We start from the raw sequence: 25,212 nt of genomic DNA, 5'->3' as shown, positions 1-25,212 counted from the left end.
TGATGAGATTACTTCGTCAGCGGGCAGCCGCTCTCCTTGGGCGTGAAGAACGCCTTGTCGCCGGGCACCGTGGCGAGCAGCTTGTAGTAGTCCCAGGGCTTCTTCGATTCCGACGGCTTCTTGACCTCGAACAGATACATGTCGTGGACCATGCGGCCGTTGGCGAGCACCTTGCCCTGCGCGAAGGCATCGTCGACCGGCAGTTCCTTGAGCTTCGCCGCCACGGCGTCGGAGTCCTTGGTGCCCGCGGCCTTCACCGCCTTCAGATAGGACAGCGTCGCCGAATAGGTGCCGGCATGGATCATGCTCGGCATGCGCCCCGTGCGCTTCATGAAGCGCTCGCTGAACGCGCGGGCCTTGTCGTCATGATCCCAGTAGAAGCCCTCGGTGAGCACCAGCCCCTGCGCCGCCTCCAGCCCGAGGCCGTGCACCTCGGACAAGGTCATCAGCAGGCCGGCGAGCTTCTGGCCGCCCTTGACGATGCCGAACTCGGCCGCCTGCTTGATCGAGTTGGTGGTGTCGAGGCCGGCATTGGCTAGCCCGATGATCTTGGCCTTCGAGCTCTGCGCCTGCAGCAGGAAGGACGAGAAGTCCGAGGAGTTCAGCGGGATGCGCACCGAGCCCAGCACCTTGCCGCCCTTGGACGTCACGATGTCGCTGGTGTCCTTTTCCAGCGCATAGCCGAACGCGTAGTCGGCGGTCATGAAGAACCAGGTGTCGCCGCCGGATTCGACCAGCGCGCCGCCGGTGCCGACCGCGAGCGCGCGGGTGTCATAGGCCCAGTGGAAGCCGTAGGGCGTGCAGGCATCGCCAGTGATGCGCGAGGTCGCGGCGCCGACGACGATGTCGATCTTCTTCTTCTCCTTCGACAGATCCTGGATCGCCAGCGCGACCGAGGAGGTCGTCAGCTCGGTGATCATGTCGACACCTTCGGTGTCGTACCAGCGCCGGGCGATGGACGAGGCGAGATCAGGCTTGTTCTGGTGGTCGGCCGTCACCATCTCGACCTTCTGCCCGAGCACTTCGCCGCCGAAATCCTCGATCGCCATCCTGGCCGCCTCGACGGAATATTTGCCGCCGTAATCGGCATAGACGCCGGACTGGTCGTTGAGGATGCCGATCTTGACCTGGGCCGAGGCTGGCGCCGCGATCAGCAGCGCACCTGCGGCCGCAAAGGCCAACCAACGCGAATTCATATCGTCTCTCCCGGAGTTTCTTGCTTCTGAGAAGTCATTCGTTCGGAATGCGCCCTCACGTTAGGCCAGAACCCCGGCCGCGCCCATCCCTTCCCGCCTCAGCCAAAGGGCTGAGACGGCGGTTGATCCACGTGGAACCCGTCCGCTAGACTAGCGGGCAATCAACAAGCTGCCGTCCCCGTGAGGATGGTGTGCCCGGATGGAAACAGCCCAGCGCGTGACGCGGACGTCGTCCGCATCGCTCCGCCCTGCCTTACGCCGCGTGCACCCGAAGCCTCCGCCGGACGGTCATGGGAGGAGCAGACATGTACACCGGCAAGCACGCGAAGCTGCGCCCCTTGCAGCCCGCCTTCATCATGGCCTCCACCGGCGAAGCCGTGACCTATCGCGAGCTGGAGGCGCGCAGCAATCGCCTTGCGCATCTGTTCCGCCGTCATGGCCTGAAGCGGCTGGATCATTATTCGATCTTCATGGAGAACAACAATCGCTATCTCGAGGCGTGCGGCGCCGGCGAGCGCTCCGGCCTGTACTTCACCTGCGTGAATTCCTACCTGACGCCTGGCGAGCTCGCCTACATCCTCAACAACAGCCAGTCGCGCCTGCTGATCACCTCGGTCGCCAAGCTCGACGTCGCGCGGGAGGCGCTGAGGGAAGCGCCAGGCATCGAGCTGTGCATCGTCTCCGATGGCCCAGGTGAAAGCGACCGCATCGTCGGCCTGGCGGAGGCGACATCCGGCCTGCCGTCGACGCCGATTGCCGACGAGAGCGTCGGCACGGCGATGCTGTACTCGTCAGGTACGACGGGCCGGCCCAAGGGCATCCTGCGGCCGCTGCCGGAACAGCCGCCCGTGCAGCAGCTCCCGATCTTCGACTTCCTGGAGAAGCTGTGGCGCTATCGCGAGGGCATGATCTACCTCTCCCCTGCGCCGCTCTATCATTCCGCGCCGCAGGCCGCCGTCAACCTCACCATCCGCTCAGGCGGCACCGCCATCATCATGGAGAATTTCGATCCCGAGCGCTATCTCCAGCTCGTCCAGCAGTGGGGCATCACCCATACTCAGCTCGTGCCGACAATGTTCTCGCGCATGCTGAAACTGCCGGAGGATGTCCGCACCCGCTACGACCTGTCCTCGCTGGAAGTGGCCATTCACGCCGCCGCCCCCTGCCCCGCACAGGTCAAGGAGGACATGATCCGATGGTGGGGGCCGATCATCCACGAATATTACGGCGCCACCGAGGGTCTCGGCTTCACCGCCTGCGACAGCGAGCAATGGCTCGCGCATCGCGGCACCGTCGGCAAAGTGCTGTTCGGTGACCTGCACATCCTCGACGAAAACATGCAGCCCTGCCCTGTCGGCATCGCCGGCACGGTGTGGTTCAAGACCGGCTCGCCGTTCGAGTACTTCAACGACCCCGAGCGCACCAAGGAGGCGCGCTCGGCCGACGGCACCATGAGCACGGTCGGCGACGTCGGCTATGTCGATGCCGACGGCTATCTCTATCTCACCGACCGCGCCACCTTCATGATCATCTCCGGCGGCGTGAACATCTATCCGCAGGAATGCGAGAACCTGTTGATCACCCATCCCAAGGTCGCTGATGCCGCCGTGTTCGGCGTGCCCAATGCCGATCTCGGCGAGGAGGTGAAGGCGGTGATCCAGCCGATGTCGGGCATCACGCCCGGTCCTGAGCTGGAGGAGGAGCTGATCGCCTTTTGCCGGCAATCGCTGGCACGGCAGAAGGTGCCGCGCTCGATCGACTTCGAGAAGGAGCTGCCGCGGCTGCCGACCGGCAAGCTCTACAAGCGCCTGCTGCGCGACCGCTATTGGGGCAACAAGACCTCGCGGATCGTCTAGACCGTCGCGACCTCGGGTTGATCCTTGTCAAGCGCAGGCAGCATCGCCGAGCCTATCCTCCACCGATTGCAGCCGCAGCCATTGTACGAGACGACGACATGCGCGCTCATCAAATCATGACGAGATCGGTGATCACGGTCACCCCCGGAACGCCGGTGGCCGAGGCGGCGCGGATCATGCTGCGCAACCACATCGGCGGCCTGCCGGTGGTGGACGCCTCCGGCCAGCTCGTCGGCATGGTCACCGACGGCGACTTCCTGCGTCGGGCCGAACTCGGCACGGAACGGCGGCACGGCCGCTGGCTCGACCTCCTCGTCGGCCGCGGCCGCGTCAGCGCCGATTTCGTCCACGCCCATGGCCGCACCGTGGGCGACATCATGAGCCGCCCTCCGGTCACGGTCAGCCCGGACGCCGCTCTCGGCGAGATCGCCGCGATCATGGAGAAGCGCAGCGTCAAGCGCCTGCCCGTCGTCAGTGGCGACCGGCTGGTCGGGATGATCACGCACACCGACTTCGTCCAGACCCTGGCCGATCTCGCCACCACGGTTCCCGGGCCCACGTCCGACGACGACGCCATCCGCGCTGCGATCCTTGACGCGCTCGACCAGGCCGCCTGCAAGCACTGCCGCTTCAATGTCGTGGTTCGCAACGGGATCGCGCATCTGAGCGGCGCGGTGCGTCACGAGAGTGAACGCGCCACCGCGATCGTGGCGGCCAAGAGCGTGGACGGCGTCCGGGAGGTGCGCGATCACATGTGGGTCTATCCGCCTCCGGAGGACGAGTTCGGCGGTGGCGACATCGTTTCGCTGCAGGAGCAGCCGTCGACCGATGACGACCAGCCGCTCTGAGGAGCAAAGCTCCATGCGCCGCACCATCGCGCTGCCGATGCTGCTGTTGCTGCTCCTGACGCCAGCGGCGGCAGAGGATCTCGACCATGGCCGCCAGGTCGCGGAACGCTGGTGCGCCGAGTGCCATGTGGTCGGCGCCGAGGCGCCCCGGTTCCGGCGCGCCCGGCCGTTCGTCGCCATCGCCGCCAAGGAGGGCCTGACCAGGGACATGCTGGTGAGGTTCCTGCTGCTTCCGCACGCCACGATGGCCAACAGCCCGCTCGGTGCAGCCGACGCGGACGATCTCGCCGGCTATATTCTCAGCCTCAGGAAGTAATGGGCAACCGGCATGGCCGGCGTGGTTGGCGACCAGGCGCAAATTGCGCTGCACCCGGTACGGGGATGCGCCGCGGCCCCTGCCTTGTTTCGACGCGCGGGCTGTTTCTTCTTTTTCGGACCGATCCGCTGGAACAAAATTGTCAAGTCAGCGTTTCGTGTATTCGCCGCCGTGAGCTGGAGCACGTCGCACGTCCCTCAGTCGGTATGCCGACCGCGACTCTCCTTGTCCTCGTTGCCGGAAAAGCCAACACCAAGCAGCGAATGAGATAGCTCTTGCATTCGTACACAAACAAGTTGGTAATCGGGTGCGCAGCGCCTTCTTGGCCGGCCTGCTAGCAAGGAGCCCGCGACGTGCACGGAATGCCCGGCGCCTCCAACGCCCCCCGCGCGACCGACGACGATGCGGCCTATCTCGCCGCGATCGTGAATGCGTCAGCCGACGCCATCTTCGGCACCACCGTGGACGGGATCATCCGCAGTTGGAATGCGGCATGTGAACGGATGCTGGGCTATCGCGCCGCCGAGATGATCGGACAGTCGATTCTGAATATCGTTCCTCCCGAGCTGAAGCAGGAGGCCCTGTCGATCCGCGCCCGTGTCAGCGTCGGCGCTTCGATCGAGAGCTTCGAGACGGTCCGGCTGGCGAAAGACGGCCGCCCGATCGAGGTCGCCATCACCTATTCGCCGATCCGCGACGGACTCGGTCAGATCATCGGCGTCTCAGGCATCCTGCGCGACGTCACCACGATCAAGACGGCGCAGCGCAGCGCCGCGATGCTGGCCGCCATCGTCACCTCCTCATCGGATGGCGTCGTCAGCAAGACGCTGGACGGCACCGTCACCAGCTGGAACAAGAGCGCCGAGCGCATCTTCGGCTTCTCGGAAGGCGAGATGATCAACCGCTCGATCCGCACGATCATCCCCGGGGAGCGCCAGGCCGAGGAGGATCGCATCCTCGCCACCGTCGTCTCCGGCGAGATGATCGACAATTTCGAAACCGTGCGGCTGCGCAAGGACGGCGCGCTGATCGACGTCTCGGTGACCGTGTCACCAGTCCGCGATCCCGCCGGCCGCATCATCGGCGCCTCCAAGATCGTGCGCGACATCACCGACAAGCGCCAGACCCGCGAGCAGTTGCGCACCCTGCTCGCCGAGGTCAACCATCGCAGCAAGAACCTGCTGTCGCTGGTGCAGGCGATTGCGCGGCAGATGACGCGCCACGGCCGGCCGCTCGATCTCGATCGCTTCCTGCAGCGCCTGCAGGCGATTGCGAGCAATCAGGATCTGCTGATCCAGAACGACTGGCGGTTCATTCCGCTGCGTGATCTCGTTCACGCCCAGCTCAGCGCCTTCCGCGACCTCATCGGCAATCGCATCGCGATCGACGGGCCGCAGATCGAATTGACGCCGGAAGCGGCACAGGCGATCGGCCTGGCCGTCCACGAGCTGATCACCAATGCCGCGAGACATGGCGCGCTCTCGGGCAACGACGGACGTGTTGCGATCGACTGGCGATGCGATGGCAACGACTTCGACATGAGCTGGCGCGAGAGCGGTGGCCCCGCGGTCGCGTCGCCGGAACAGCGCGGCTTCGGCAGCCGCGTCATCACCGACATGGTCCGGGCCGGGCTGGATGCAACGGTCGAGATCGAATACGCGGCGTCCGGCCTCCGCTGGCACCTCAACTGCCCCTTGCAACGCATCAGCCGCGGCAGCCTCCATGCCCGTTGCTGACAAGGTCAATGTCCTGATCGTCGAGGACGATCCCATGATCGGCTTCGACCTGTCGGTCGAGCTGGAAGAGGCCGGGTTTGCCGTGGTCGGCGTCGCGCCGACGGTGGGAAAGGCGCTGCACCTGCTGCAGCGGCACCGCTGCGACCTCGCCGTGCTCGACGTCAATCTCGGACACGAGACCTCGGCCCCGATCGCCCGCGCGCTCAGGGCGCAGGGCGTTCCGTTCGTTGCCGTCACCGGCTATTCGGTCGACCAATGCCCCGAGGAATTCGCCAGCGCGCCACTGCTGTCGAAGCCCTTCCAGACCTCGCGCCTGGTCGCGACCTTGCGGCGGCAATTGCCGGGGTGAAGCGCAGCTGCAGTCCTGAGGCTTGGCGACAGCAGCGGGCGGCTCGTGTGTGTGGCGCCGACATGCGACTCCGACAGACCTCCCGCCGGCAACCTCAGTGCCATGCCCCTCACCCGGATTGCTGCGCAATCCGACCTCTCCCCGCAAAGGGCGGGGAGAGGTTGCACCGCGCGTGCCGACGGAGATTGCCTCAATGATCAGTTCCGGATCGTCAGTTTAAGACGAGGCATCGCCGCGAGCACCGGTGCGCTCCCTCTCCCCGTTCTTCACGGGGAAAGGGTTGGGGTCAGGGGCAACCGCACGGGAAGTCTCTATGCCAGGGCCCAATAACCGCGCCCGGCAGCGCGCGACTCGCCCCCGGCAATCACCCCGCGATCTCCACCACGATCCGGCCCGTCGTGACCTGATCCCCCTCCGCCACCTCGATTGCCATCACCGTGCCGGCGATGCCGGCGGTGTGGACATGCTCCATCTTCATCGCTTCGAGCGTCAGCATCGGCTGACCGGCCGCGACCTGATCACCGGGCTTCACCAACACCGCGACCACGCGGCCATTCAGCGCCGCGCGAACCTTGCCGTCGCCGCCGGACGCGGCCGCCGACTGCGATGCGGCCAGCGTGAGGTCGCGCAGCGCCAGCACCCGGCCGCGATGCTGCACGAACAGGCGATCGCCGTCGCGCACGAAGCGGGCGCTGTCGATGATGCCGTCGCGGCGAATCCGGATCGTCTCGCTGTCCAGCGCCACGATCTCGCAGCGCTGCGCGACGCCGCCGTGCACGACGCTGTAGCTGCCGTCACGGTCGCGCAGCAGTTCGCATTCGTGGACCTCGTCCCCGAGCGCAAAGCGAAGCGGCGTCGCAAAGGCAGGGGCCAGCGATCGCCCCTGGCGAACGGGACGCGCCAGCGGGTGACTGACGGAGAGCAGCAGAGCGGCCAGCGCCATATCTTCGGCCGCGACGCCTGGTGCACGCAGCTCGTCACGATGCGCCGCGATGAATGCCGTGGTTGCCTTGCCGGCGGCGAACGCCGGGTGCCGCAGACAGGACAACAGGAAGGATTGGTTCGTCGTGACGCCGAGCGCGACCGCCTGTTCCAGCCCGGTGGTGAGCCGCGCCCGCGCCTCCTCGCGCGACGCGCCATGGCCGATCAGCTTGGCGATCATCGAATCGTAATAGGGTGGAATCTCCGCGCCGTACTCCAGCGCATGCTCGACCCGGATCGTCTCCGGCATCTGCCACAGCGCCATGCGCCCGGATTGCGGCATGAAGTCCTGAGCGGCATCCTCCGAGCACAGCCGCACCTCGATGGCGTGGCCCGTGAAGCTGATCTGCTCCTGACGCAGTGGCAGCGGCTCACCGGCGGCGATGCGGAGCTGCCACTCGACGAGATCGAGCCCGGTCAGCGCCTCGGTCACGGGATGCTCGACCTGCAGCCGCGTGTTCATCTCCATGAAGTAGAACTGGCCGTCGCCGTCGAGCAGGAATTCCAGCGTTCCGGCGCCTTCGTAAGTGAGCGCCTTCACGGCCTGCACCGCGACCGCACCCATGCGCGCGCGTAGTTCCGGGCCGACCGCCGGCGACGGCGCCTCCTCGATCAGCTTCTGATGGCGCCGCTGCACCGAGCAGTCGCGCTCGCCGAGATGCACGGCGTTGCCATGGCTGTCACCGAACACCTGGATCTCGACGTGGCGCGGATTGGCGATGGCCTTCTCGAGGATGACCGTGCCGTCGCCGAACGCCGTTGCAGCTTCCGAGCGCGCGCTGCGCAGCGCGTCAGCAAACGCGCCGGCTTCGCTGACCAGTCGCATGCCGCGGCCGCCACCGCCTGCGACGGCCTTGATCATGACGGGGAAGCCGATGCGCTTCGCCTCGCGCAGCATCGCCTCGTCGCCCTGGTCCTCGCCCTGATAGCCTGGCACGCAGGGCACGCCGGCGCACTGCATGATCGTCTTGGCGCCGGCCTTGTTGCCCATCGCCTCGATCGCCTCGGGCGATGGTCCGATGAACACGAGACCCGCCTCCTTGCAGGCCCGCGCGAAATCCTCATTCTCGGCGAGGAAGCCGTAGCCGGGATGAACGGCGTCCGCACCCGTCGCCTTCGCCGCGGCAATGATCGCCGGGATGTTCAGATAGGACTGCGCCGGCGGCGGCGCACCGAGACGGACGGCCTGATCGGCGAGCCGGACATGCGGCGCGCCAGCGTCGGCGTCGGAATAGACGGCGACCACGCCATGACCAAGCCGGCGCGCCGTGCGCATCACGCGCAGCGCGATCTCGCCGCGGTTGGCGATCAGCACCTTGTGGAAAGGCCGGCGCGACATCGTCTTCTCTCCGCTCATGGCCTGGCCACCGAGAACTGCATGCGTTGCGGTTCGCGCGCCTCGGACTCGCGGCAGATCGACAGCACCTCCGACAGCACCGCGCGGGTGTCGCGCGGATCGATGACGCCGTCGTCGAGCACCCGCGCCGAGGTCGCGAACACGTCCATCTGGCTGTCGAACACGCCGATGATCTGCGCCTTCATGGCATCGAGCTTCTCGCGCTCCACCGGCTTGCCGCGGCGCGCCGCTGCGGCCTCGGTGACGATCGCCATCGTCTCGGCCGCCTGCTCGCCACCCATCACGGCCGTCTTGGCGTTCGGCCAGGAGAAGCAGAAGCGCGGATGGAAGCCGCGGCCGCACATGCCGTAGTTGCCGGCACCGAACGAGGCGCCGCAATAGATCGTGATCTGGGGAACGGTTGCCGACGTCACCGCCTGGATCATCTTGGAGCCGTGCTTGATCATGCCGGCCTCCTCATAGGCGCGGCCGACCATGTAGCCGGTGGTGTTGTTGAGATAGAGGATCGGCGTGCGGCTCTGGCAGCACGCCTGGATGAAATGCGTCGCCTTGTTGGCGCCGGCGGGATCGAGCGGCCCGTTGTTGGTGACGATGCCGATCGCCTGGCCCTCGATGCGGGCATGACCGCAGACCGTCGCGGGGCCGTAGTTCGGCGACATCTCGACGAAGTCGCTGTCGTCGACGATCCGCGCGATGATCTGGCGCATGTCGACCGGCCGCTTGTGATCGAGCGGCATGATGCCGAGCAGGTCCTCCTGGTCGTAGCGCGGCGGCTTCGCCGCCGGCGCGTCGTGCGACGGCCGATCCCAATTCAGCTTGCCCATGATCTCCCTCGCAATGCGCAAAGCATCGCGGTCGTCCTCGGCAAGATAGTCGCCGAGCCCGGAGATCGCCGTATGCATCTCGGCGCCGCCGAGCTCCTCCTCGGTCGCGATCTCGCCGGTCGCGGCCTTCAGCAGCGGCGGCCCGGCGAGGAAGGCGCGGGTGCGGCCGCGCACCATGACGATGTAGTCGGACAGTCCGGTCTGATAGGCGCCGCCAGCGGTCGACGAGCCGTGCGTGACGGTGACGACCGGCAGGCCGGCCGCCGATAGCCGCGCCAGGTTGCGAAAAATGTTACCGCCGCGAACGAAGTCCTCGACGCGGTAGCGCAGCAGGTTGGCGCCGGCGCTCTCGACCAGTTGCACGTAAGGCAGCTTGTTTTCCAGCGCCAGCTCCTGCACGCGCAGGGTCTTGTCCAGGCCGTAAGGCTGCAGCGCGCCGGCATCGATGGCCGCATCGTTCGCCGACACCATGCAGCGCACGCCCGCAACGAAGCCGATGCCGGCGATGACGCCGCCGCCCGGCACGCTCTTGGTGGCATCGGGCGTATCGAACATGTAGCCGGCGAGCGTCGACAGTTCCAGGAACGGCGCGCCGGGGTCGAGCACCAGTGCGACCCGCTCGCGCGGCAGCAGCTGGCCGCGCTGGTGGAAGCGGTCCTTGGCCGCGGCCGAGGCGTTGCGTGTCCGCGCCTCGAGATCGCGCATCCGCGCGATCAGCCCGAGCATGCCGTCGCGGTTGGCCTGGAAGGCGGCGCCGGTGGGAGAGATGGTGTTTTCGATGATGGCCATGAGCAACGATCTCATTATTGCGCGTCATTCCGGGGCGCGCGGAAGCGCGAGCCCGGAATCCATAACCACGATCGGGAGTATGGATTCCGGGCCTGGCCCTGCGGGCCATCCCGGAATGACGATGGAGTTTGTGGCACGCCTCACGCGCTCTTCGCCGCAAAATGCTCGCCATAGGCCTGGCGCAGCTCGACCTTGCGCAGCTTGCCGGTGGCGGTCATCGGCATCTCGTCGAGCACGCGGACCAGCTTCGGCACCTGGAAGCCGCCGAGCGACTTGCGGCAATGCTCCAGCAGCTCCGCTTCACTCGCCTGCGCGCCCGGCTTCAGCTTGACGAAAGCCGAGACCGCTTCGCCCCATTGCGGATGCGGCAACCCGACGACGGCAGCGTTTTGCACCGCCGGATGCGCCAGCAGGGTCTCCTCGATCTTGACGGAGGCGACGTTCTCGCCGCCGGACTTGATCATGTCCTTCTTGCGGTCGAGGAACAGCACCTCGCCCTGGTCGATGACCGCGAGATCGCCGGTGTGGTGCCAGCCGAACTTGCGGGCTTCCGCGGTCGAATTGGGATCCTTGTAGTAACCCATCATCACATTGGGCCCGCGATGCACGAGCTCGCCGATCTCGCCGGGCGGCAGGAGATTTCCCGCATCGTCCATGATGGCGGTCTCGTTCACGAACAGCGACTCGCCCCAGTAGTTGCCGAACCGGTTGAGCTGCACCTCCGGCCGCGACATCGTCGTCGCCGGATACATCTCGGTCTGGCCGCTGGTCAGCACGAAGTTCGGGCACAGATCCTTGATGGCGCGCTCCAGCAGCGGCCGGCTCATCGGCGCCATCGTGTAGAGGCAGGTGCGCAAGTGCGAGAGATCGAACTCCTCGCGCCGGGGGTGATCGAGGATCGCCTGGTACATCAGCGGCAGGCCGACGAACACGGTGAGACGATCGCGCACGATCGCCTCCATGCAGGCCACCGGATCGAAGCCGCGCATCAGCGCCATGCGGCCGCCGACCGAGAGATAGCTGAGCAGCAGCACATGGCCGGCGCAATGGAACAGCGGGAACTGCCCGGTGATGCCGTCGTCGCGCGACAGCTGCATCTCGATGCAGTTGCTCATCACGGCCATGACCACGGCGAGATGGCAATGCATCGCGCCCTTCGGCCGCGACGTCGTGCCGGAGGTGTAGATGATCATCGCCAGATCGCGATCGTTGATCTCGATCTCAGGCTCAATCTCGGATTGGCCCTGGATCAGCTCGTTGAAGCTGGCCAGTCCTGCGGCCTTGGCCGTGCCGGTGAGGTCGACAGCCACCAGCTCGACTCCGCGCTTCTCGAGTGCCGCGCGGCGCTCCGGCTGCGCATGGAGATTGTCATCGATGAGCGCGAACCGCACCTCGGCATGACCGAGGATGTAGTCCATGTCGGCGGGTCCGAGCATGGTGTTGATCGGCACCCAGACCAGCCCGGCGCGATGGATGCCGAACAGCGCTTTGACGAAATCGATCGAGTTGTTGCAGACCGTCGAGATTTTCTCGCCCGGCTTGAGCCCCTTCGCGACGAGAGTGTTCGCGAACCGGTTGGCATCGCGCTCCAGCTCGGTGAAGGTCACCTGTCGGCCACCATCGGTGATCGCGACGCGATCCGGAAACCGTCGCGCCGCGCGCTTCAGGAGATCGCCGATCGCGACCCGGCCGATCTGGCCCGGCCCGGCTACGCCGCCGGTGGCATCGAGGTTGGTCATGGCTTTAGTCCCTCTCCATCCGCGTTATTGCGAGGAGCCGAAGGCGACGAAGCAATCCAGGGGCGTCACGCGCAGCACTGGATTGCTTCGCTTCGCTCGCAATGACGGAGGCATGTTGCGTCAGTTCACCGTCCCGAACATCTGCCGTGCCTCGGCCGGGCTCGCGATCTCGCGGCCCGCACGTCTTGCGCACGCCGCGATGGCCTCGATCAGCTGGCCGTTGGACGTCACCTTGGCGCCATCAGCGAGGTAGAACGTGTCTTCCAGCCCGGTCCGCAGATGACCGCCGAGCTCGGCGCAGCGCTGATGCAGCGGCCAGATCTCGGCGCGGCCAATCGCGGTGACCTGCCAATGCGCCTCCGGCAGTTTCAGCTTGAGCAGGATCGGCAACAGCTCCGGATCCGCGGGCATGCCCGACGCCACGCCCATCACGAAGTTGTACTCCAGAGGTCCGGCATACATGCCCGTTTGCCGATACATGCCGACGCAGCGCACGATGCCGACGTCGAAGCACTCGAACTCCGGGATCGTGTTCACGTCCTTCATGACAGCGAGATAGTCGCCGATCTTCTCGACCGAGTTGTCGAACATCATCGGCGGCCAGGCCCAGCTGTTGTCGGCCTTGACCTTCAGATAGTTCAGCGAGCCGGCGTTGCAGGCGGCGATCTCCGGCCGGGTCTCGCGGATGCAGTCGAGCGCGCCCTGATAGTTCGGGCCCGAGACGCCCGAGGTGTGATTGATGATCACGCCGGGACAGGCTTCGCGGATCGCCTGCTGAATCTCGCGCGAGACATTGACCTCCCAGGACGGCAGGTGGCCCTTGCCCGGCGCCTGCTGACGCAGATGGATGTGCATGATCGCCGCACCCGCGTCATAGGCGCGGCGCGCCTCGCGCGCCATCTCCTCCGGCGTGACCGGCACGTGATGCTGCCTGGGATCGGTGAGCACGCCGTTCAGCGCGCAGGTGATGACGGCTTTGTCGCTCATGGCAGTCGTTCTGACACTCGTTCGAAGAAGCTTTCACGCAAGCAGCGCGGTGCAGGTCTGCGCCCATATGATGATGTCGCGGCGCGATCTGCTTGCGTTGACTCGCTGGTTGGAACGGCGCTTTCCCGTTATTGCTTTGCGTCAAGCCTGCGGCCTGTGATCGACGCTAAGCGGTTCCTGTCTGCCCTCCAGATCGAGCGTGCAATGCCCACCGACACACAACCGGCGCCAACGTTTCCAAACGGGCTGAGCGCCGCCGAGGCGGCGCGGCGGCTGCAGGCAGAGGGCTTCAACGAGCTGCCGCAGGCGGGCGCGCGCTCGATCATCCGGCTGATCGCGGACGTGCTGAAGGAACCGATGCTGCTCCTGCTGCTCGCGGGCGCCGGCATCTATCTCGCATTGGGCGATATGGCTGAAGCAATGCTGCTCGGCGTGTTCGCCTCGGCGTCGGTGTTCATCACCATCGTGCAGGAGGCGCGCACGGAGCGCGTGCTGGAATCGTTGCGCGATCTCTCCAGCCCGCGCGCGCTCGTGATCCGCGACGGCGAGCGCAGCCGCATCGCCGGCCGCGACGTGGTGCGCGGCGATATGATCGTGCTGGCGGAGGGAGATCGCGTCGCGGCCGACGCCGTGCTGCGGCAATGCGACGATCTGCTGACGGATGAATCGCTGCTCTCGGGCGAATCCGTGCCGGTGCGCAAGCGGCCGGCAAGTGATGCGGACAGCGCCGCCCCTGTCGCAGCCGGCGGCGACGATCAGCCCTTCGTGTTCTCCGGCAGCCTCGTCGTGCGCGGCGGCGGCATTGCCGAGGTGATGGCGACCGGACCGCGCACGGCGATCGGCAGGATCGGGCAGTCGGTCAGCACGCTGGAGACCGAGACGCCGCGCCTCCGCCAGCAGACGCGGCGTCTCGTGATGGCGTTCGCGATCGGCGGCGCCGTGGTGGTGGCGATCACCGTCGTGCTCTACGCGCTGTATCGCGGCGGCTGGCTCGAAGGATTGCTCGCCGGCATCGCGCTGGGCATGTCGATGCTCCCCGAGGAATTCCCGGTCGTGCTGACGGTGTTCCTGGCGATGGGCGCCTGGCGCATCTCGCAGGCGCGCGTGCTGACGCGGCGGGCCGCCGCGATCGAATCGCTCGGCGCCGCCACTGTGCTGTGCACCGACAAGACCGGCACCCTGACGCAGAACCGGATGATGGTGGCGCGGCTGGTGCGGGCGGACGGCGTGACGCTGCAACCGACGACGTCATCGCCCGATGCGGTCACCGCGGATTTCCGCGATCTCGTCGCGACCGCCGTGCTGGCCTGCGACCCGCAGTCGCACGACCCGATGGAGACGGCGCTGCAGGCCCTCGGCCCCGACGCAACCGCCGGCGCCAGCCTGCAGCGGCGCTATGGCCTGCGTCCCGATCTGCTTGCGATGACCAATGTCTGGTCGCGTGACGGCGTCAGCATGGTCGCGGCCAAGGGCGCGCCTGAAGCCATCGCCAGGCTGTGTGGCTTCACCGACACCGAATTGGCGGGGTTGCAGGCCCGTGTCGAGACGCTCGCGGTCGACGGCTTGCGCGTGCTCGGCGTCGCCGAGGCGCGCTGGGGCGACGATACGTTGCCGGAGACCCAGCGGGGCTTCGCCTTCAGCTTCCGCGGCCTCGTCGGCTTCGCCGATCCTCTGCGCGCCGAGGTGCCCAACGCCGTCGCCGAATGCCGCTCCGCGGGCATCCGTGTGCTCATGATCACCGGCGATTATCCGGCCACGGCCGCGGCGATCGCGCGGCAGGCCGGGCTCGATCCCGAACGCGTCATCACCGGCCCCGAGCTTGCCGATCTCGACGACGATGCGCTGGCGCGCGCCGCGCGCACGCCGACGGCCTTCGCGCGCATCATGCCTGAGCAGAAGCTGCGCATCGTCTCCGCGCTCAAGGCCGACGGCGAGATCGTCGCCATGACCGGCGACGGCGTCAACGACGCGCCATCACTGAAGGCCGCGCATATCGGCATCGCGATGGGCGGCCGCGGCACCGACGTCGCGCGCGAGGCGGCCGCGATCGTGCTGCTCGACGATGATTTCGGCTCGATCGTCAAGGCGATCCGGCTGGGCCGGCGGATCTACGACAATCTGCGCAAGGCGATGAGCTTCATCCTCGCGGTGCATTTTCCGATCGCAGGCCTCGCGCTGCTGCCGCTCCTCACCGGCCTGCCGCTGCTGCTCGGGCCCATTCACATCGCGTTTCTGGAGATGATCATCGATCCCGTCTGCTCGCTGGTGTTCGAGGCCGAGACCGAGGAGGAGGACGTTATGCGGCGGCGGCCGCGCGATCCCTTGGAGCCGCTGCTGCCGCGCCCGCTGGTGCTGTGGGGCGCGCTGCAGGGCCTGCTCGCCGTCATCACCACCGGCGGCGTGCTGCTGCTGGCGCACCGCAACGGCATGCCCGACGACGAGTTGCGTGCGCTGGTGTTCTTCACACTGGTGTCGGTGATCGTCAGCCTGATCTTCGTCAACCGCTCGTTCTCGAGCTCGCTGCGCGAGGCGCTGCTGCGGCCGAATCGCGTGCTGCTGTCGGTGATCGCTGTTGTCATCGCCGTGCTCGCGACCAGCCTGACGGTGCCGCCGGTCGCGGCGCTGTTCAAGTTCGGGCCGCTGCACGCCGACGACCTCGCGCTGACCGCGGCGGCCGCGATCAGCACGCTGATCGTGCTGGAGCTGTCGAAATTCCCGCTGCGCGCCGCGCTGACGCGGCGCGCGAAAGCCGATCAGGTCAGCGCCGCCTCGCCGCTGCGATAGATCGCGAGATCGCGCGAGCCGGAGAAGATCGCGCGCGGCTTCAGGCCGTAGAAGCGGCGGATCGAGTGGCTGAAATGCGTCGAGTCGGGATAGCCGATGTCCTGCGCGAGATGCGCCAGGTTGAGATCCTGGTTGGCGTAGTTGAGCAGATGCCGCGCGCGCTTCCAGGCACGGAACGAGCGGAAGGAGATGTCGGTCTCCTCCTTGAACAGATGCAGGAAGCGCGAGGTCGACAGGCCCACCGCGGCGGCGCAGCTCTCGGCGGTGGCCGGCTCGCCCGAGAAGCGGCTGATCAGGCCGATCGCCTTGACCACGCGCGGATCGAGCGTCCGTTGCGGCAGCACCTCGCCGAAGCACAGACGGTCGAACACCGCGCTGGTGACGTCGCCGGACAGCGGCCGCTGCACCAGTTCCTCATAGGCGGCGCGGATGCGGCAGGCGAAGGCCTCGGCCTCGCGCGTGACCTTGGCCGCGAAGCGATCCAGCGTGCCGATCGGCACGCTCTCCGGCTCCATCGTCACGACAATGACGGTGCGGTAGTCGCTCTCGATCGTATGCTGCTTGTTCGGCGGCACCACCAGCAGCTCGCCGCACCGCGCCTCGCCGCCCTCGGGCAGCAGCCGCAGGCTGCCGGTCAGCGCGACGTAAATGTGCAGCGCGCCCGAGCAGCGCTGGCGCGGTCGGCCGAGCAGCCCGGCGTAGAACACGCGCTCGGGCGTAATCAGCATGAGATGGCCGGAGTCCCGGCGGGAAACATCCATGGTCTTCCTCCTGAGGCGCGACTCTGCGGCCGCTTCTTTGGAGGAGAACCATAGCGCAATTCGCGCCGCTGTCATCGGCGACGACTGCCGATTTTTGTCGCGGTTAACTCACCGATTCGAGATGTCCGTCATTCCCCGGCGCGCGTCAGCGCGAACCGGGAATCTCGAGATTCCGGGTTCGATGCGACGCATCGCCCCGGAATGACGTAGCCTCAAAATGACGTGCGCAACTCACGGCCTGACGCGCGGCTTGATGCCCTGCTCTTCACCAGCACGCTGCTCAGCCGCGCGTGCCCGCTTGTAGCCGTCGCGCTGCTGCAGACGCGCCCAATAAGCCGCCACATTCGGCCCGAAATCCTTGGCGAGGCCCAGCGTGTCGGCCAGTCGCAGCGCATAGCCGATGACGATGTCCGCCGCCGTGAAGCGGCCGCACAGAAACTCAGCATTCCCAGTGGCTGCCTCCACCGCGCGCAGCCGGCCCAGAAACCATTTGGCATAGTCGGCCGCGACCTGCGGTGAGCGCCGCTCCTCAGGCTCCAGCTGCGTGTATCGCAATACCAGCGTCTGCGGGAAGGTCAGCGTCGCGTCCGAGAAATACATCCAGTTCAGGAACGCGCCGTAATCCTTCTCCTCAGGTCCGACCATCAGCGGGGTCGGGCCATGCTTGATGCCGAGATAGTGACAGATGCCCGAGGACTCCGTCATCTTCGTCTCGCCATCGGTCATGAACGGAATGGTCCCGAGCGGATTGATCGCGAGATATTCCTTCGCCAGCACCCGCGGCGGGAACGGCAACATCTTCAACTCGTAGTCAGCTCCGAGCTCCTCCAGCATCCACAGCGGGCGGAACGAGCGGGCGCCGTCGCAATGATACAGCGTGATCATCAGGCATTCCCCGCTTTGCCGGTCCCCGGCAATGTCCCCATCATCTTGCACAGGATCGTCAGCATCACCTCGTCGGCGCCGCCGCCGATCGAGGTCAGCCGGGCGTCGCGATAGGCGCGGCTGACCGGCGTCTCGTTCATGAAGCCCATGCCGCCCCAATATTGCAGGCAGGCATCGGTCAGTTCGCGGCCGAGCCGCCCGGCCTTGAGCTTGGCCATGGTCGCGAGCCGGGTGACGTCCTCGCCGGCGATCAGCGCCTCGGCCGCGCGGTAGATCAGCGAACGCAGCAGCTCGACCTCGGTCTGCATCTCCGCCAGCTTGAAATGCACCACCTGATTGTCGAGCACGCTGCGCCCGAACACCTTGCGCTCGCGCGTGTACTCGATCGTCTTGGCGATGATGTATTCGTGCGATTTCAGGCAGGCCGCCGCGCCCCACAGCCGCTCCTCCTGGAACTGCAGCATCTGGTAGGTGAAGCCCTGCCCCTCCTCGCCGACGCGGTTGCGCTTGGGCACGCGGACATTGTCGAAGAAGATCTGCGCGGTGTCCGACGAATGCATGCCGAGCTTGTCGAGCTTGCGGGCGATCTGCACGCCCTTGGTCTTCATCGGCACGATGATCAGCGACTTGTTGCGATGAACCGGCCCGTCGCTGGTGTTGGCGAGCAGGCACATCCAGTCCGCCTGCGTGCCGTTGGTGGTCCACATCTTGCCGCCATTGATGACGTAGTCGTCGCCATCGGAGCGGGCCGTGGTCTTGATCGAGGCGACGTCCGAGCCCGCGCCGGTTTCCGACACGCCGAGGCAGACCACCGCATCGCCGGAGATCGCGGGCGCCAGGAATTCGCGCCGCAGCTCATCGGAGCCGAACCGGGCCAGCGCCGGCGTCGCCATGTCGGTCTGCACCCCGATCGCCATCGGCACGCCACCGCAGGTGATGGCGCCGAGCTCCTCGGCCATCATCAGCGCGTAGGAATAGTCCAGCCCCTGGCCGCCGAACTCGACCGGCTTGTTGAGGCCGAGATAGCCGAGGGCGCCGAGCTTCTTGAACAGCTCATGCGCCGGAAAGATGCCGGCCTGTTCCCATGCGTCGACATGGGGATTGATCTCGGCGGCGATGAACTTCTGCAGGATGCGGCGCGGTTCGTCGTGATCGGCGGTGAAGAGCATTCTTCCTCGGGCTCCTGTCGCGTTTATTTTGACGTCATGGCCGGGCTTGTCCCGGCCATCCACGTCGTTGTTCTGTTGTGGTGCCAGCGTGGATGCCCGGGTCAAGCCCGGGCATGACGAGCTGAAAAAGCGTGGCTCACAATCCCATCTGCCGGCTGGCCAGATCCTTCATGATCTCCTCGGTGCCGCCGCCGATGGCGTTGACCTTGACCTCGCGATAGATGCGTTCCACACGCACGCCGCGCATGAACCCCGCGCCGCCGAAGATCTGCACCGCTTCGGAGGCGCAGTACGCCATCGTCTGCGTCGCCTGGTTCTTCATCATGCAGATCTCGGCCACGGGATTATCGCCCTGTTCGAGCCGCCACGCCAGCATCTCCAGCATCGCCTGCGAGGCCGCGACGCGCTGCGCCATGTCGACCAGCTTGTGCCGGATCACCTGGTGCTGCGCCAGCGGCTTGCCGAAGGTGTGGCGCTCCCTGGCATAGGCGATCGCATCGTCGAGGCAGACGCGGGCGAACGCGGTGCAGCTCGCCGCCATGCCCATGCGCTCGCTGTTGAAATTGTGCATGATCAGCTTGAAGCCCTGCCCCTCCTCGCCGATCAGGTTCTCGACCGGCACGCGGCAATTGTCGAAGTGCAGGGTCGCCGTATCCGAGGCCCACCAGCCCATCTTGTTCAGCCTGGTCCGCGTCAGTCCCGGCGTGTCGCCGGGAATCAGCAGCAGGCTGACACCCACCGGTCCGGGCCCGCCGGTTCGCACCGCGACGGTGATGTAGTCGGCCCGCATCCCCGAGGTGATGAACGTCTTCTCGCCGCTGACCACATAGTGATCGCCGTCGCGGACCGCCTTGGTGCGGAGATTGGCGACATCCGAGCCGCCGCTCGGCTCGGTGATCGCCAGCGCCGAGATCTTCCGCCCGCCAAGGATCTCCGGCAGCACCTTCGCCCGGACCTCCGGCCTTGACGCGCGCGCGATCGGCGGCGCGCCGATCGAGTGGCTCATCAGGCTGGCGCTGACGCCGCCGATGCCCGCTCGCGCCAGCTCCTGCGACGACACGATCTTCATGAACTGGTCCGCGGCCACGCCACCGAACTCTTCCGGGAAGCCCAGGCCGAGCAGGCCGATCTCGGCCGCTTTCGCATACAGCGTGCGCGGGAATTCGCCCGCCTCGTCCCAGGCGTTCGCGAACGGCGCGATCTCCTTGTCGACGAACCGCCTGACGACGTCGCGGAAGGCCTCGTGCTCGGCGGTGTAGAACGGGCTTTTCGTCATCGCTGCCGGGTTCTGGTTGCTGTGTCGCCAGGATGACCGGAAGCCGCGGTATCGCCTTGCGTCGAGGCGCTGACGGCCGACATCACGTGCAGCGCGCCGCGCAGTCGTGACAGACAACCAGCGCCTTGACGCAAGACAGTGCATTGCACTCACCGGCCCACTCGCGGTCAAAAACGCCGCGCGTCCCGCCGGCCTCCGGGGAGACGGGACGCGCAGGCCAGACACAACCGCGATCAAGGCGGCACCAGACCGCCTGACACGAGGAGGGAACGCGTGCCAGTACGGTATTACGACTGGATTGCGCATCATGCGCGGAGGACCCCTGCCAAGACCGCCATGGTCGATCTCGGCAGCAACCGGCGTTTCACCTATGCCGAGTTCGACGCCCGCGTTGCCCGCCTCGCCGGCCATCTCCGCGAAGCGTGCGGCGTCAGCAAGGGCGACCGCGTCACTGTCCTGGCGCTGAACGCCACCGATACGCTGGAAGTGCAGTTCGCCTGCTTCCGCGTCGGCGCGATCTTCGTGCCGCTTAACACCCGCCTGACCGTTCCCGAGTTGCAGTTCATCGTCGGCGATTGCGCGCCGAAAGTGATGATTCACGACGATGACCTCGCCGACACCGCGCTCGCGGTTGCGCGACTCTGCGGCGTCGCCACGGCGCTGCGCTATGGTCCCGGCGGCAGCTACGAGCAGGCGATCGCGTCGGCCAAGCCGCTCGCCGCGAGCGAGCCGGTGACGCTCGATGACGTCTCGACCATCATGTACACGTCGGGCACGACCGGCCTGCCGAAGGGGGCGATGATCACCCACGGCATGACGTTCTACAATTGCGTCAATCTCGGCGGCCCCGCCTATATCACGCCGTCCTCGGTGCTGCTGACGGTGCTGCCGCTGTTCCACACCGGCGGACTCAACTGCTACACCAACCCGGTGCTGCATGTCGGCGCCACCGTGCTGATCATGCGCGCCTTCGATCCCGGCCAGGCGCTGCAGCTCATCAGCGATCCGGCCCAGGGCATCAACGTGTTCTTCGGCGTGCCCGCGATCTACCAGTTCATGGCGCAGCATCCGGCGTTCGCGACCGCCGATTTCAGCCGGCTGGTGATCGGCGGCGTCGGCGGCGCGCCGATGCCGGTGCCACTGCTGGAGACCTGGGAGAGGCGCGGCGTCGCGCTGCAGCAGGGCTACGGCATGACCGAGACCTCGCCGGCCGTGTTGGCGCTCGACCGCGAAGATGCCGCGCGCAAGGCGGGCTCGGCCGGCAAGCCCGTCCTGCATACGGAGGTGCGCATCGTCCGCCCCGACGGCAGCGATGCCGACGTCGGCGAGCTCGGCGAATTGTGGGTCCGCGGCCCCAACGTGACGCCCGGCTACTGGAACAGGCCCGACGCCAATCGCGCCTCCTTCACCGACGGCTGGCTGCACACCGGCGATGCCACCCGCGTCGACGACGAAGGCTTCTACTACATCGTCGACCGCTGGAAGGACATGTACATCTCCGGCGGCGAGAACGTCTATCCGGCCGAGGTCGAGAGCGTGCTGCATCAGCTGAGCGCGGTCGCCGAAGCCGCCGTCATCGGCATCGCCGATCCGCAATGGGGCGAGACCGGCATGGCCATCGTCGCGATCAAGCCCGGCCACAGCCTGAGCGAGGCCGAGATCTTCGCGCACTGCCAAGCGAACCTTGCCCGCTTCAAGTGCCCGCGCACCGTCCGCTTCGTCGACGCGCTGCCGCGCAACGCCACCGGCAAGATCCACAAGCCGACCCTGCGCAAGAGCTTTGCGACCGCTTCGGCGATCGATCTCGTCCAGCAGGCGTCGTGATCCTCGATGCGCGGCCGACGCCGCGCATTGCCGACCAAGAAGAACCACAAGACCAACCAGAGGAAGCCCAGGGAATGTTGCCGATGACGACCAGGACTCTGCTGTCTCTCGCGGCCGCCGCCGCGTTCTCCATCGTGGCGAGCCACAGCGCGCTCGCGCAAAAGAAGTACGACACCGGCGTTACCGACACCGAGATCAAGATCGGCAATGTCGAGGCCTATAGCGGCCCGGCCTCGGCCTACGGCATCATCGGCAAGACCGAGGAAGCCTATTTCAAGATGATCAATGATCAGGGCGGCGTGAACGGCCGCAAGATCAACTTCATCTCCTATGACGACGCCTACAGCCCGCCCAAGACCGTCGAGCAGGTGCGCAAGCTGATCGAGAGCGACGAGGTGTTCCTCGTCTTCAACGCGCTGGGCACGCCGACCCAGACCGCCGTTCAGAAATATCACAATTCCAAGAAGGTGCCGCAGCTGTTCCTCGCCACCGGCGCCAGCAAATGGAACGACCCGAAAGACTTTCCTTGGACGATGGGCTTCCAGCCCAGCTACCGCGTCGAGGCGCGGATCTTCGCGAAGTACATTCTCAAGGAGAAGCCGAACGCGAAGATCGCGATCTTCTACGCCAATGACGATTTCGGCAAGGACTACGTCCTCGGCATCAAGGAGGTGCTGGGCGACAAGGCGAAGACGATGATCGTCGCGGAGGAGAGCTACGAGACTTCCGAGCCGTCGATCGACGCCCACATCGTGAAGCTGAAGGGCACCGGCGCCGACGTGTTCGTCAACATCGCCACGCCGAAATTTGCGGCGCAGGCGATCAAGAAGATCGCCGAGCTGGAATGGAAGCCGATGCATGTCATGACCGACGTCTCGATCTCGATCGGCGCCGTGATGAAGCCGGCGGGCCTCGAAGCCTCCGAGGGCGTGCTGTCGGCCGGCTATCTCAAGGACCCGTCGGATCCGCAGTGGAAGGACGACGAGGGCATGAAGAAGTTCATGGCCTTCATCGACAAGTACATGCCCGGCGCCAACATCTCAGACGCCAACCTCGCCTATGGCTACGCCGCGGCGCAGACCCTAGTGCAGACCCTGAAGCAGTGCGGCGACAATCTCACCCGCGAAAACGTCATGAAGCAGGCCGCCAGCCTGAAGGATTTTGCACCGGACACGCTGATTCCCGGCATCAAGGTCAACACCGGCCCGAACGATTTCGCCCCGATCGAGCAGCTCAAGATGATGCAGTTCAAGGGCGGCAAATGGGACCTGTTCGGGGATATCATCAGTGCGGATGTCGGGGGGTAGGCGAAGCGGCGGCGTGGCGCGCCAGGCAGCGCAGCAATCCTCGCGCACCACATCTCAACGCCCGACACGTCGATGACAAGCCTTTGGCAGCCACTCATCGCTTGAGCCCCGCTCTCCCCCCAGTGGCGGTCGGCTCCCCTCCCCCTTGCGGGGAGGGGTCCGGGGGTGGGGGTCTCCGCACTCCGAATGAAGTGAAGGGCACGCCCCATGTCGGCCTTCCCGGTGCGCTCCTGCTATTCTTTTTCATCATTTCGAGCGGAATGCGCGGACCCCCACCCCCGACCCCTCCCCGCAAGGGGGAGGGGAGCTCACCGCCGCCCTGGCGTAGCTTCCGATTATAAAAACCATATTGACATTTTTCAGAAATCATGATGATCTCCCGCCCATCCCGCCTCACCGCAGAGGGGCGTTGCGCGCGATCGTCACGACACGCGAGGTGGGGAGGCGATGGCCGTGGTGGTGCCGCAGCGTGTCTTCGGATGCGCGGACGAACGGCAGCCCACGGACGGTCAAGTCGCGTGGTCCTGACCTCCCGAAGCTGAGGTCAAGTCTGCACCGCTGCAGATGCACGGCGTGGATGACGGTGGCCAACAAGCCGGCGCACCGGGGAGATCGCGAAGCAGCCGTAAGCCCATCGCGCAGGGAATGCCGGAATGTCGGCTGAACCTGTGGTACCTGCCGCCTGCATTTTTTTACGCAGGCGGGCCATGGGTGAGGCCTTCACCCGGCATTCCCTGCGCCCTCTGCACTTGAAGAGGGACGGACTAATTGCAGACCTCGGGCATGATGTGCCGCGGGAATGCGCCGACGTGTCAGTCGTCCACCGTCTGCTGTTCAACTCGCTCGGTTGCTTTATTGACGTTCTGCTGATCAGACGCTCTGCTGCTTGAGCGTTTCGCTGTTTGAGCCCGTGAATCCGTCCCACACATTGCCGTCGTCCCGGACAAGCCGCGACGCGCAACGCGCGGCACGGCGCCGATCCGGGACCCATACTCCGCGCCGGTCGTGCTGGGCAAAAAGCCAATGACCAGCCGGACTCAAACCGCTCCCTGGGGGTATGGGGCCCGGCGTTCGCCGGGACGACGCTGAGTTTATAGATGCACCATGGTTCCCACGAACTACGTCATTGCGAGCGCAGCGAAGCAATCCAGGGCCGCGCGAGGACTCTGGATTGCTTCGCTGCGCTCGCAATGACGTCGGTTGATAGTATGCGCAACGATGCAAACTGCCGTAGGGTGGGCAAAGCAGACGCCCGTAGGCGGTTGCGTGCCCACCGTCGTTCGGCATGCTCGGAGCGAATGGTGGGCACGGCGCGCGATGCGGCGGAGCTTGTGACGCAAGCAGTGTAGGCGCGCCTTTGCCCACCCTACAGGTCGAGACAAACCTTACGGCACGCCCTGCACGAACAGCGCGAACGGCTCCTCGATCGTCTTGCGCAGATGCTCGCGATAAAACGCATAGTTCGCATCATCCGCCCCGAGCCGCCCAAAACTCGGCTCCACGACATTCCGCAGCGGCAGCAGCGCAATCGGTGCCGCGATCGGCGTCAGCAGCGAGCCGCGCCCCGCCAGCAGGGTCGTGATGATGCCGTACATCTCGCCGGTAATGGTCGGGCGCGATACCGTGATCAGGCGGTGCTGGCCGTGGCGGTTGGTGACGAGGTAGACGAAGCCGGACTGGTTGGGCACGGCGACCTCGCCGAACTGCGAAAAGGCCGCGTCGAGCCGCGCGCCCTCGCGAAACACCAGCGACGAAACCGCATCGTCCCAGACGATGTCGGTGCGGTAGGCGTAGATCGCGTCCTTGTCGCCGAACGACGGCCGCAGGGTCACATAGGTGCCCTCGATCCATTCCACCGCGCGCCGTGAATAGGAGCCGAGGCTGTCCGGGGCGATGCCACCGGTCGGGGGCGGCGGCGCCACCGGCGCGCTCGGCGCCTTGCGCAGGGAGATGCCGAGCGCCTGCTCGAGCCGGACGATGGTCGCGAGCGTGAACGGGCGGCGGCCGCCGAGCGCCTTCTCCAGGGTCGACAGGCTCAGCTTGGCCTGCTCCGCCAGCGCCTGCCGCGACATCCGGCGACGCGCGATCTCCTCGCGGATGGTCTCCGCCACCTGCCGGCTCTGCTCGTCCGTGAGCTCGCTGTTGTCCGATATCGACATCCTGGTCCCTGCCGCATGACCCAGGTCTCTTCTAGCAGACGGACAAAACAGCACAAACCCGGACAGATC

The 25,212-nt window shown here is 66.4% G+C and carries 18 protein-coding genes; 8 read left to right on the top strand and 10 right to left on the bottom strand.

Annotation, left to right across the window (positions count from 1 at the left end; all coding sequences use genetic code 11):
• Positions 1-8 precede the first annotated feature (8 nt).
• Positions 9-1,196 carry an ABC transporter substrate-binding protein gene (locus ACQR1Y_RS10215; protein WP_434876067.1) on the bottom strand — a complete coding sequence of 396 codons (1,188 nt, stop codon included), beginning with the start codon at positions 1,194-1,196 and terminating at the stop codon, positions 9-11.
• A gap of 305 nt (positions 1,197-1,501) precedes the next feature.
• Here ACQR1Y_RS10215 and ACQR1Y_RS10210 point away from each other — a divergent pair, with 305 nt between their 5' ends.
• The 5 genes from ACQR1Y_RS10210 to ACQR1Y_RS10190 all read left to right on the top strand — a co-directional run bounded on the left by ACQR1Y_RS10210 (position 1,502) and on the right by ACQR1Y_RS10190 (position 6,301).
• On the top strand, positions 1,502-3,052 hold the full coding sequence (locus ACQR1Y_RS10210; RefSeq protein WP_434876068.1) for an AMP-binding protein: 1,551 nt from the start codon (positions 1,502-1,504) through the stop codon (positions 3,050-3,052).
• Positions 3,053-3,150: 98 nt separating this feature from the next.
• Positions 3,151-3,900: a CBS domain-containing protein gene (locus ACQR1Y_RS10205; RefSeq protein ID WP_434876069.1), complete on the top strand. Its 750-nt coding sequence runs from the start codon at positions 3,151-3,153 to the stop codon at positions 3,898-3,900.
• Between the two features lie 13 nt (positions 3,901-3,913).
• A complete protein-coding gene (locus ACQR1Y_RS10200; protein WP_434876070.1) occupies positions 3,914-4,216 on the top strand; it encodes a cytochrome c in 303 nt (100 codons plus the stop codon).
• 353 nt (positions 4,217-4,569) lie between these two features.
• Positions 4,570-5,952, top strand: a complete 1,383-nt coding sequence (locus tag ACQR1Y_RS10195; RefSeq protein WP_434876071.1) for a sensor histidine kinase — start codon at positions 4,570-4,572, stop codon at positions 5,950-5,952.
• Entirely contained in the window at positions 5,939-6,301 is a 363-nt protein-coding gene (locus ACQR1Y_RS10190; RefSeq protein ID WP_434876072.1) for a response regulator, read from the top strand. The genes ACQR1Y_RS10195 and ACQR1Y_RS10190 overlap by 14 nt, the downstream gene beginning before the upstream one ends.
• 364 nt (positions 6,302-6,665) lie before the next feature.
• Here the strand turns inward: ACQR1Y_RS10190 and ACQR1Y_RS10185 are convergent, their stop codons facing one another.
• The 4 genes from ACQR1Y_RS10185 to ACQR1Y_RS10170 all read right to left on the bottom strand — a co-directional run bounded on the left by ACQR1Y_RS10185 (position 6,666) and on the right by ACQR1Y_RS10170 (position 12,978).
• Entirely contained in the window at positions 6,666-8,621 is a 1,956-nt protein-coding gene (locus ACQR1Y_RS10185) for an acetyl/propionyl/methylcrotonyl-CoA carboxylase subunit alpha (protein ID WP_434876073.1), read from the bottom strand.
• A 14-nt stretch (positions 8,622-8,635) separates the two neighbouring features.
• Positions 8,636-10,252: an acyl-CoA carboxylase subunit beta gene (locus tag ACQR1Y_RS10180; protein ID WP_434876074.1), complete on the bottom strand. Its 1,617-nt coding sequence runs from the start codon at positions 10,250-10,252 to the stop codon at positions 8,636-8,638.
• Between the two features lie 140 nt (positions 10,253-10,392).
• Positions 10,393-11,991: an AMP-binding protein gene (locus ACQR1Y_RS10175; RefSeq protein WP_434876075.1), complete on the bottom strand. Its 1,599-nt coding sequence runs from the start codon at positions 11,989-11,991 to the stop codon at positions 10,393-10,395.
• Positions 11,992-12,111: 120 nt separating this feature from the next.
• Positions 12,112-12,978: a 3-keto-5-aminohexanoate cleavage protein gene (locus tag ACQR1Y_RS10170; protein WP_434876076.1), complete on the bottom strand. Its 867-nt coding sequence runs from the start codon at positions 12,976-12,978 to the stop codon at positions 12,112-12,114.
• A gap of 204 nt (positions 12,979-13,182) precedes the next feature.
• Between ACQR1Y_RS10170 and ACQR1Y_RS10165 the strand changes: the two genes are divergently transcribed.
• Positions 13,183-15,762 (top strand): cation-translocating P-type ATPase, encoded by a 2,580-nt coding sequence (locus ACQR1Y_RS10165; RefSeq protein ID WP_434876077.1) that lies wholly within the window; start codon positions 13,183-13,185, stop codon positions 15,760-15,762.
• Here the strand turns inward: ACQR1Y_RS10165 and ACQR1Y_RS10160 are convergent.
• From ACQR1Y_RS10160 to ACQR1Y_RS10145, 4 genes are all read right to left on the bottom strand, one after another.
• On the bottom strand, positions 15,732-16,523 hold the full coding sequence (locus tag ACQR1Y_RS10160) for a helix-turn-helix domain-containing protein (protein ID WP_434876078.1): 792 nt from the start codon (positions 16,521-16,523) through the stop codon (positions 15,732-15,734). The genes ACQR1Y_RS10165 and ACQR1Y_RS10160 overlap by 31 nt on opposite strands.
• 231 nt (positions 16,524-16,754) lie before the next feature.
• Positions 16,755-17,408, bottom strand: coding sequence for a glutathione S-transferase family protein (locus ACQR1Y_RS10155; protein ID WP_434876079.1), 654 nt, complete (start codon positions 17,406-17,408; stop codon positions 16,755-16,757).
• Positions 17,408-18,577, bottom strand: coding sequence for an acyl-CoA dehydrogenase family protein (locus ACQR1Y_RS10150; RefSeq protein ID WP_434876080.1), 1,170 nt, complete (start codon positions 18,575-18,577; stop codon positions 17,408-17,410). The genes ACQR1Y_RS10155 and ACQR1Y_RS10150 overlap by 1 nt, the downstream gene beginning before the upstream one ends.
• Before the next feature lie 136 nt (positions 18,578-18,713).
• Complete coding sequence (locus ACQR1Y_RS10145; protein ID WP_434876081.1) at positions 18,714-19,853, bottom strand: acyl-CoA dehydrogenase family protein; 1,140 nt, start codon at positions 19,851-19,853, stop codon at positions 18,714-18,716.
• Between the two features lie 273 nt (positions 19,854-20,126).
• Here ACQR1Y_RS10145 and ACQR1Y_RS10140 point away from each other — a divergent pair, with 273 nt between their 5' ends.
• Positions 20,127-21,677, top strand: a complete 1,551-nt coding sequence (locus ACQR1Y_RS10140; protein WP_434876082.1) for an acyl-CoA synthetase — start codon at positions 20,127-20,129, stop codon at positions 21,675-21,677.
• Between the two features lie 74 nt (positions 21,678-21,751).
• Positions 21,752-22,984 carry an ABC transporter substrate-binding protein gene (locus tag ACQR1Y_RS10135; protein WP_434876083.1) on the top strand — a complete coding sequence of 411 codons (1,233 nt, stop codon included), beginning with the start codon at positions 21,752-21,754 and terminating at the stop codon, positions 22,982-22,984.
• A gap of 1,385 nt (positions 22,985-24,369) precedes the next feature.
• Here the strand turns inward: ACQR1Y_RS10135 and ACQR1Y_RS10130 are convergent.
• Entirely contained in the window at positions 24,370-25,143 is a 774-nt protein-coding gene (locus ACQR1Y_RS10130) for a helix-turn-helix domain-containing protein (RefSeq protein WP_434862469.1), read from the bottom strand.
• Positions 25,144-25,212 lie beyond the last annotated feature (69 nt).

Origin of the sequence: Bradyrhizobium sp. HKCCYLRH3099 (genome assembly GCF_051167855.1) — a bacterium.
GTDB lineage: Bacteria > Pseudomonadota > Alphaproteobacteria > Rhizobiales > Xanthobacteraceae > Bradyrhizobium.
This window is presented reverse-complemented; position numbering and strand designations above follow the sequence as displayed.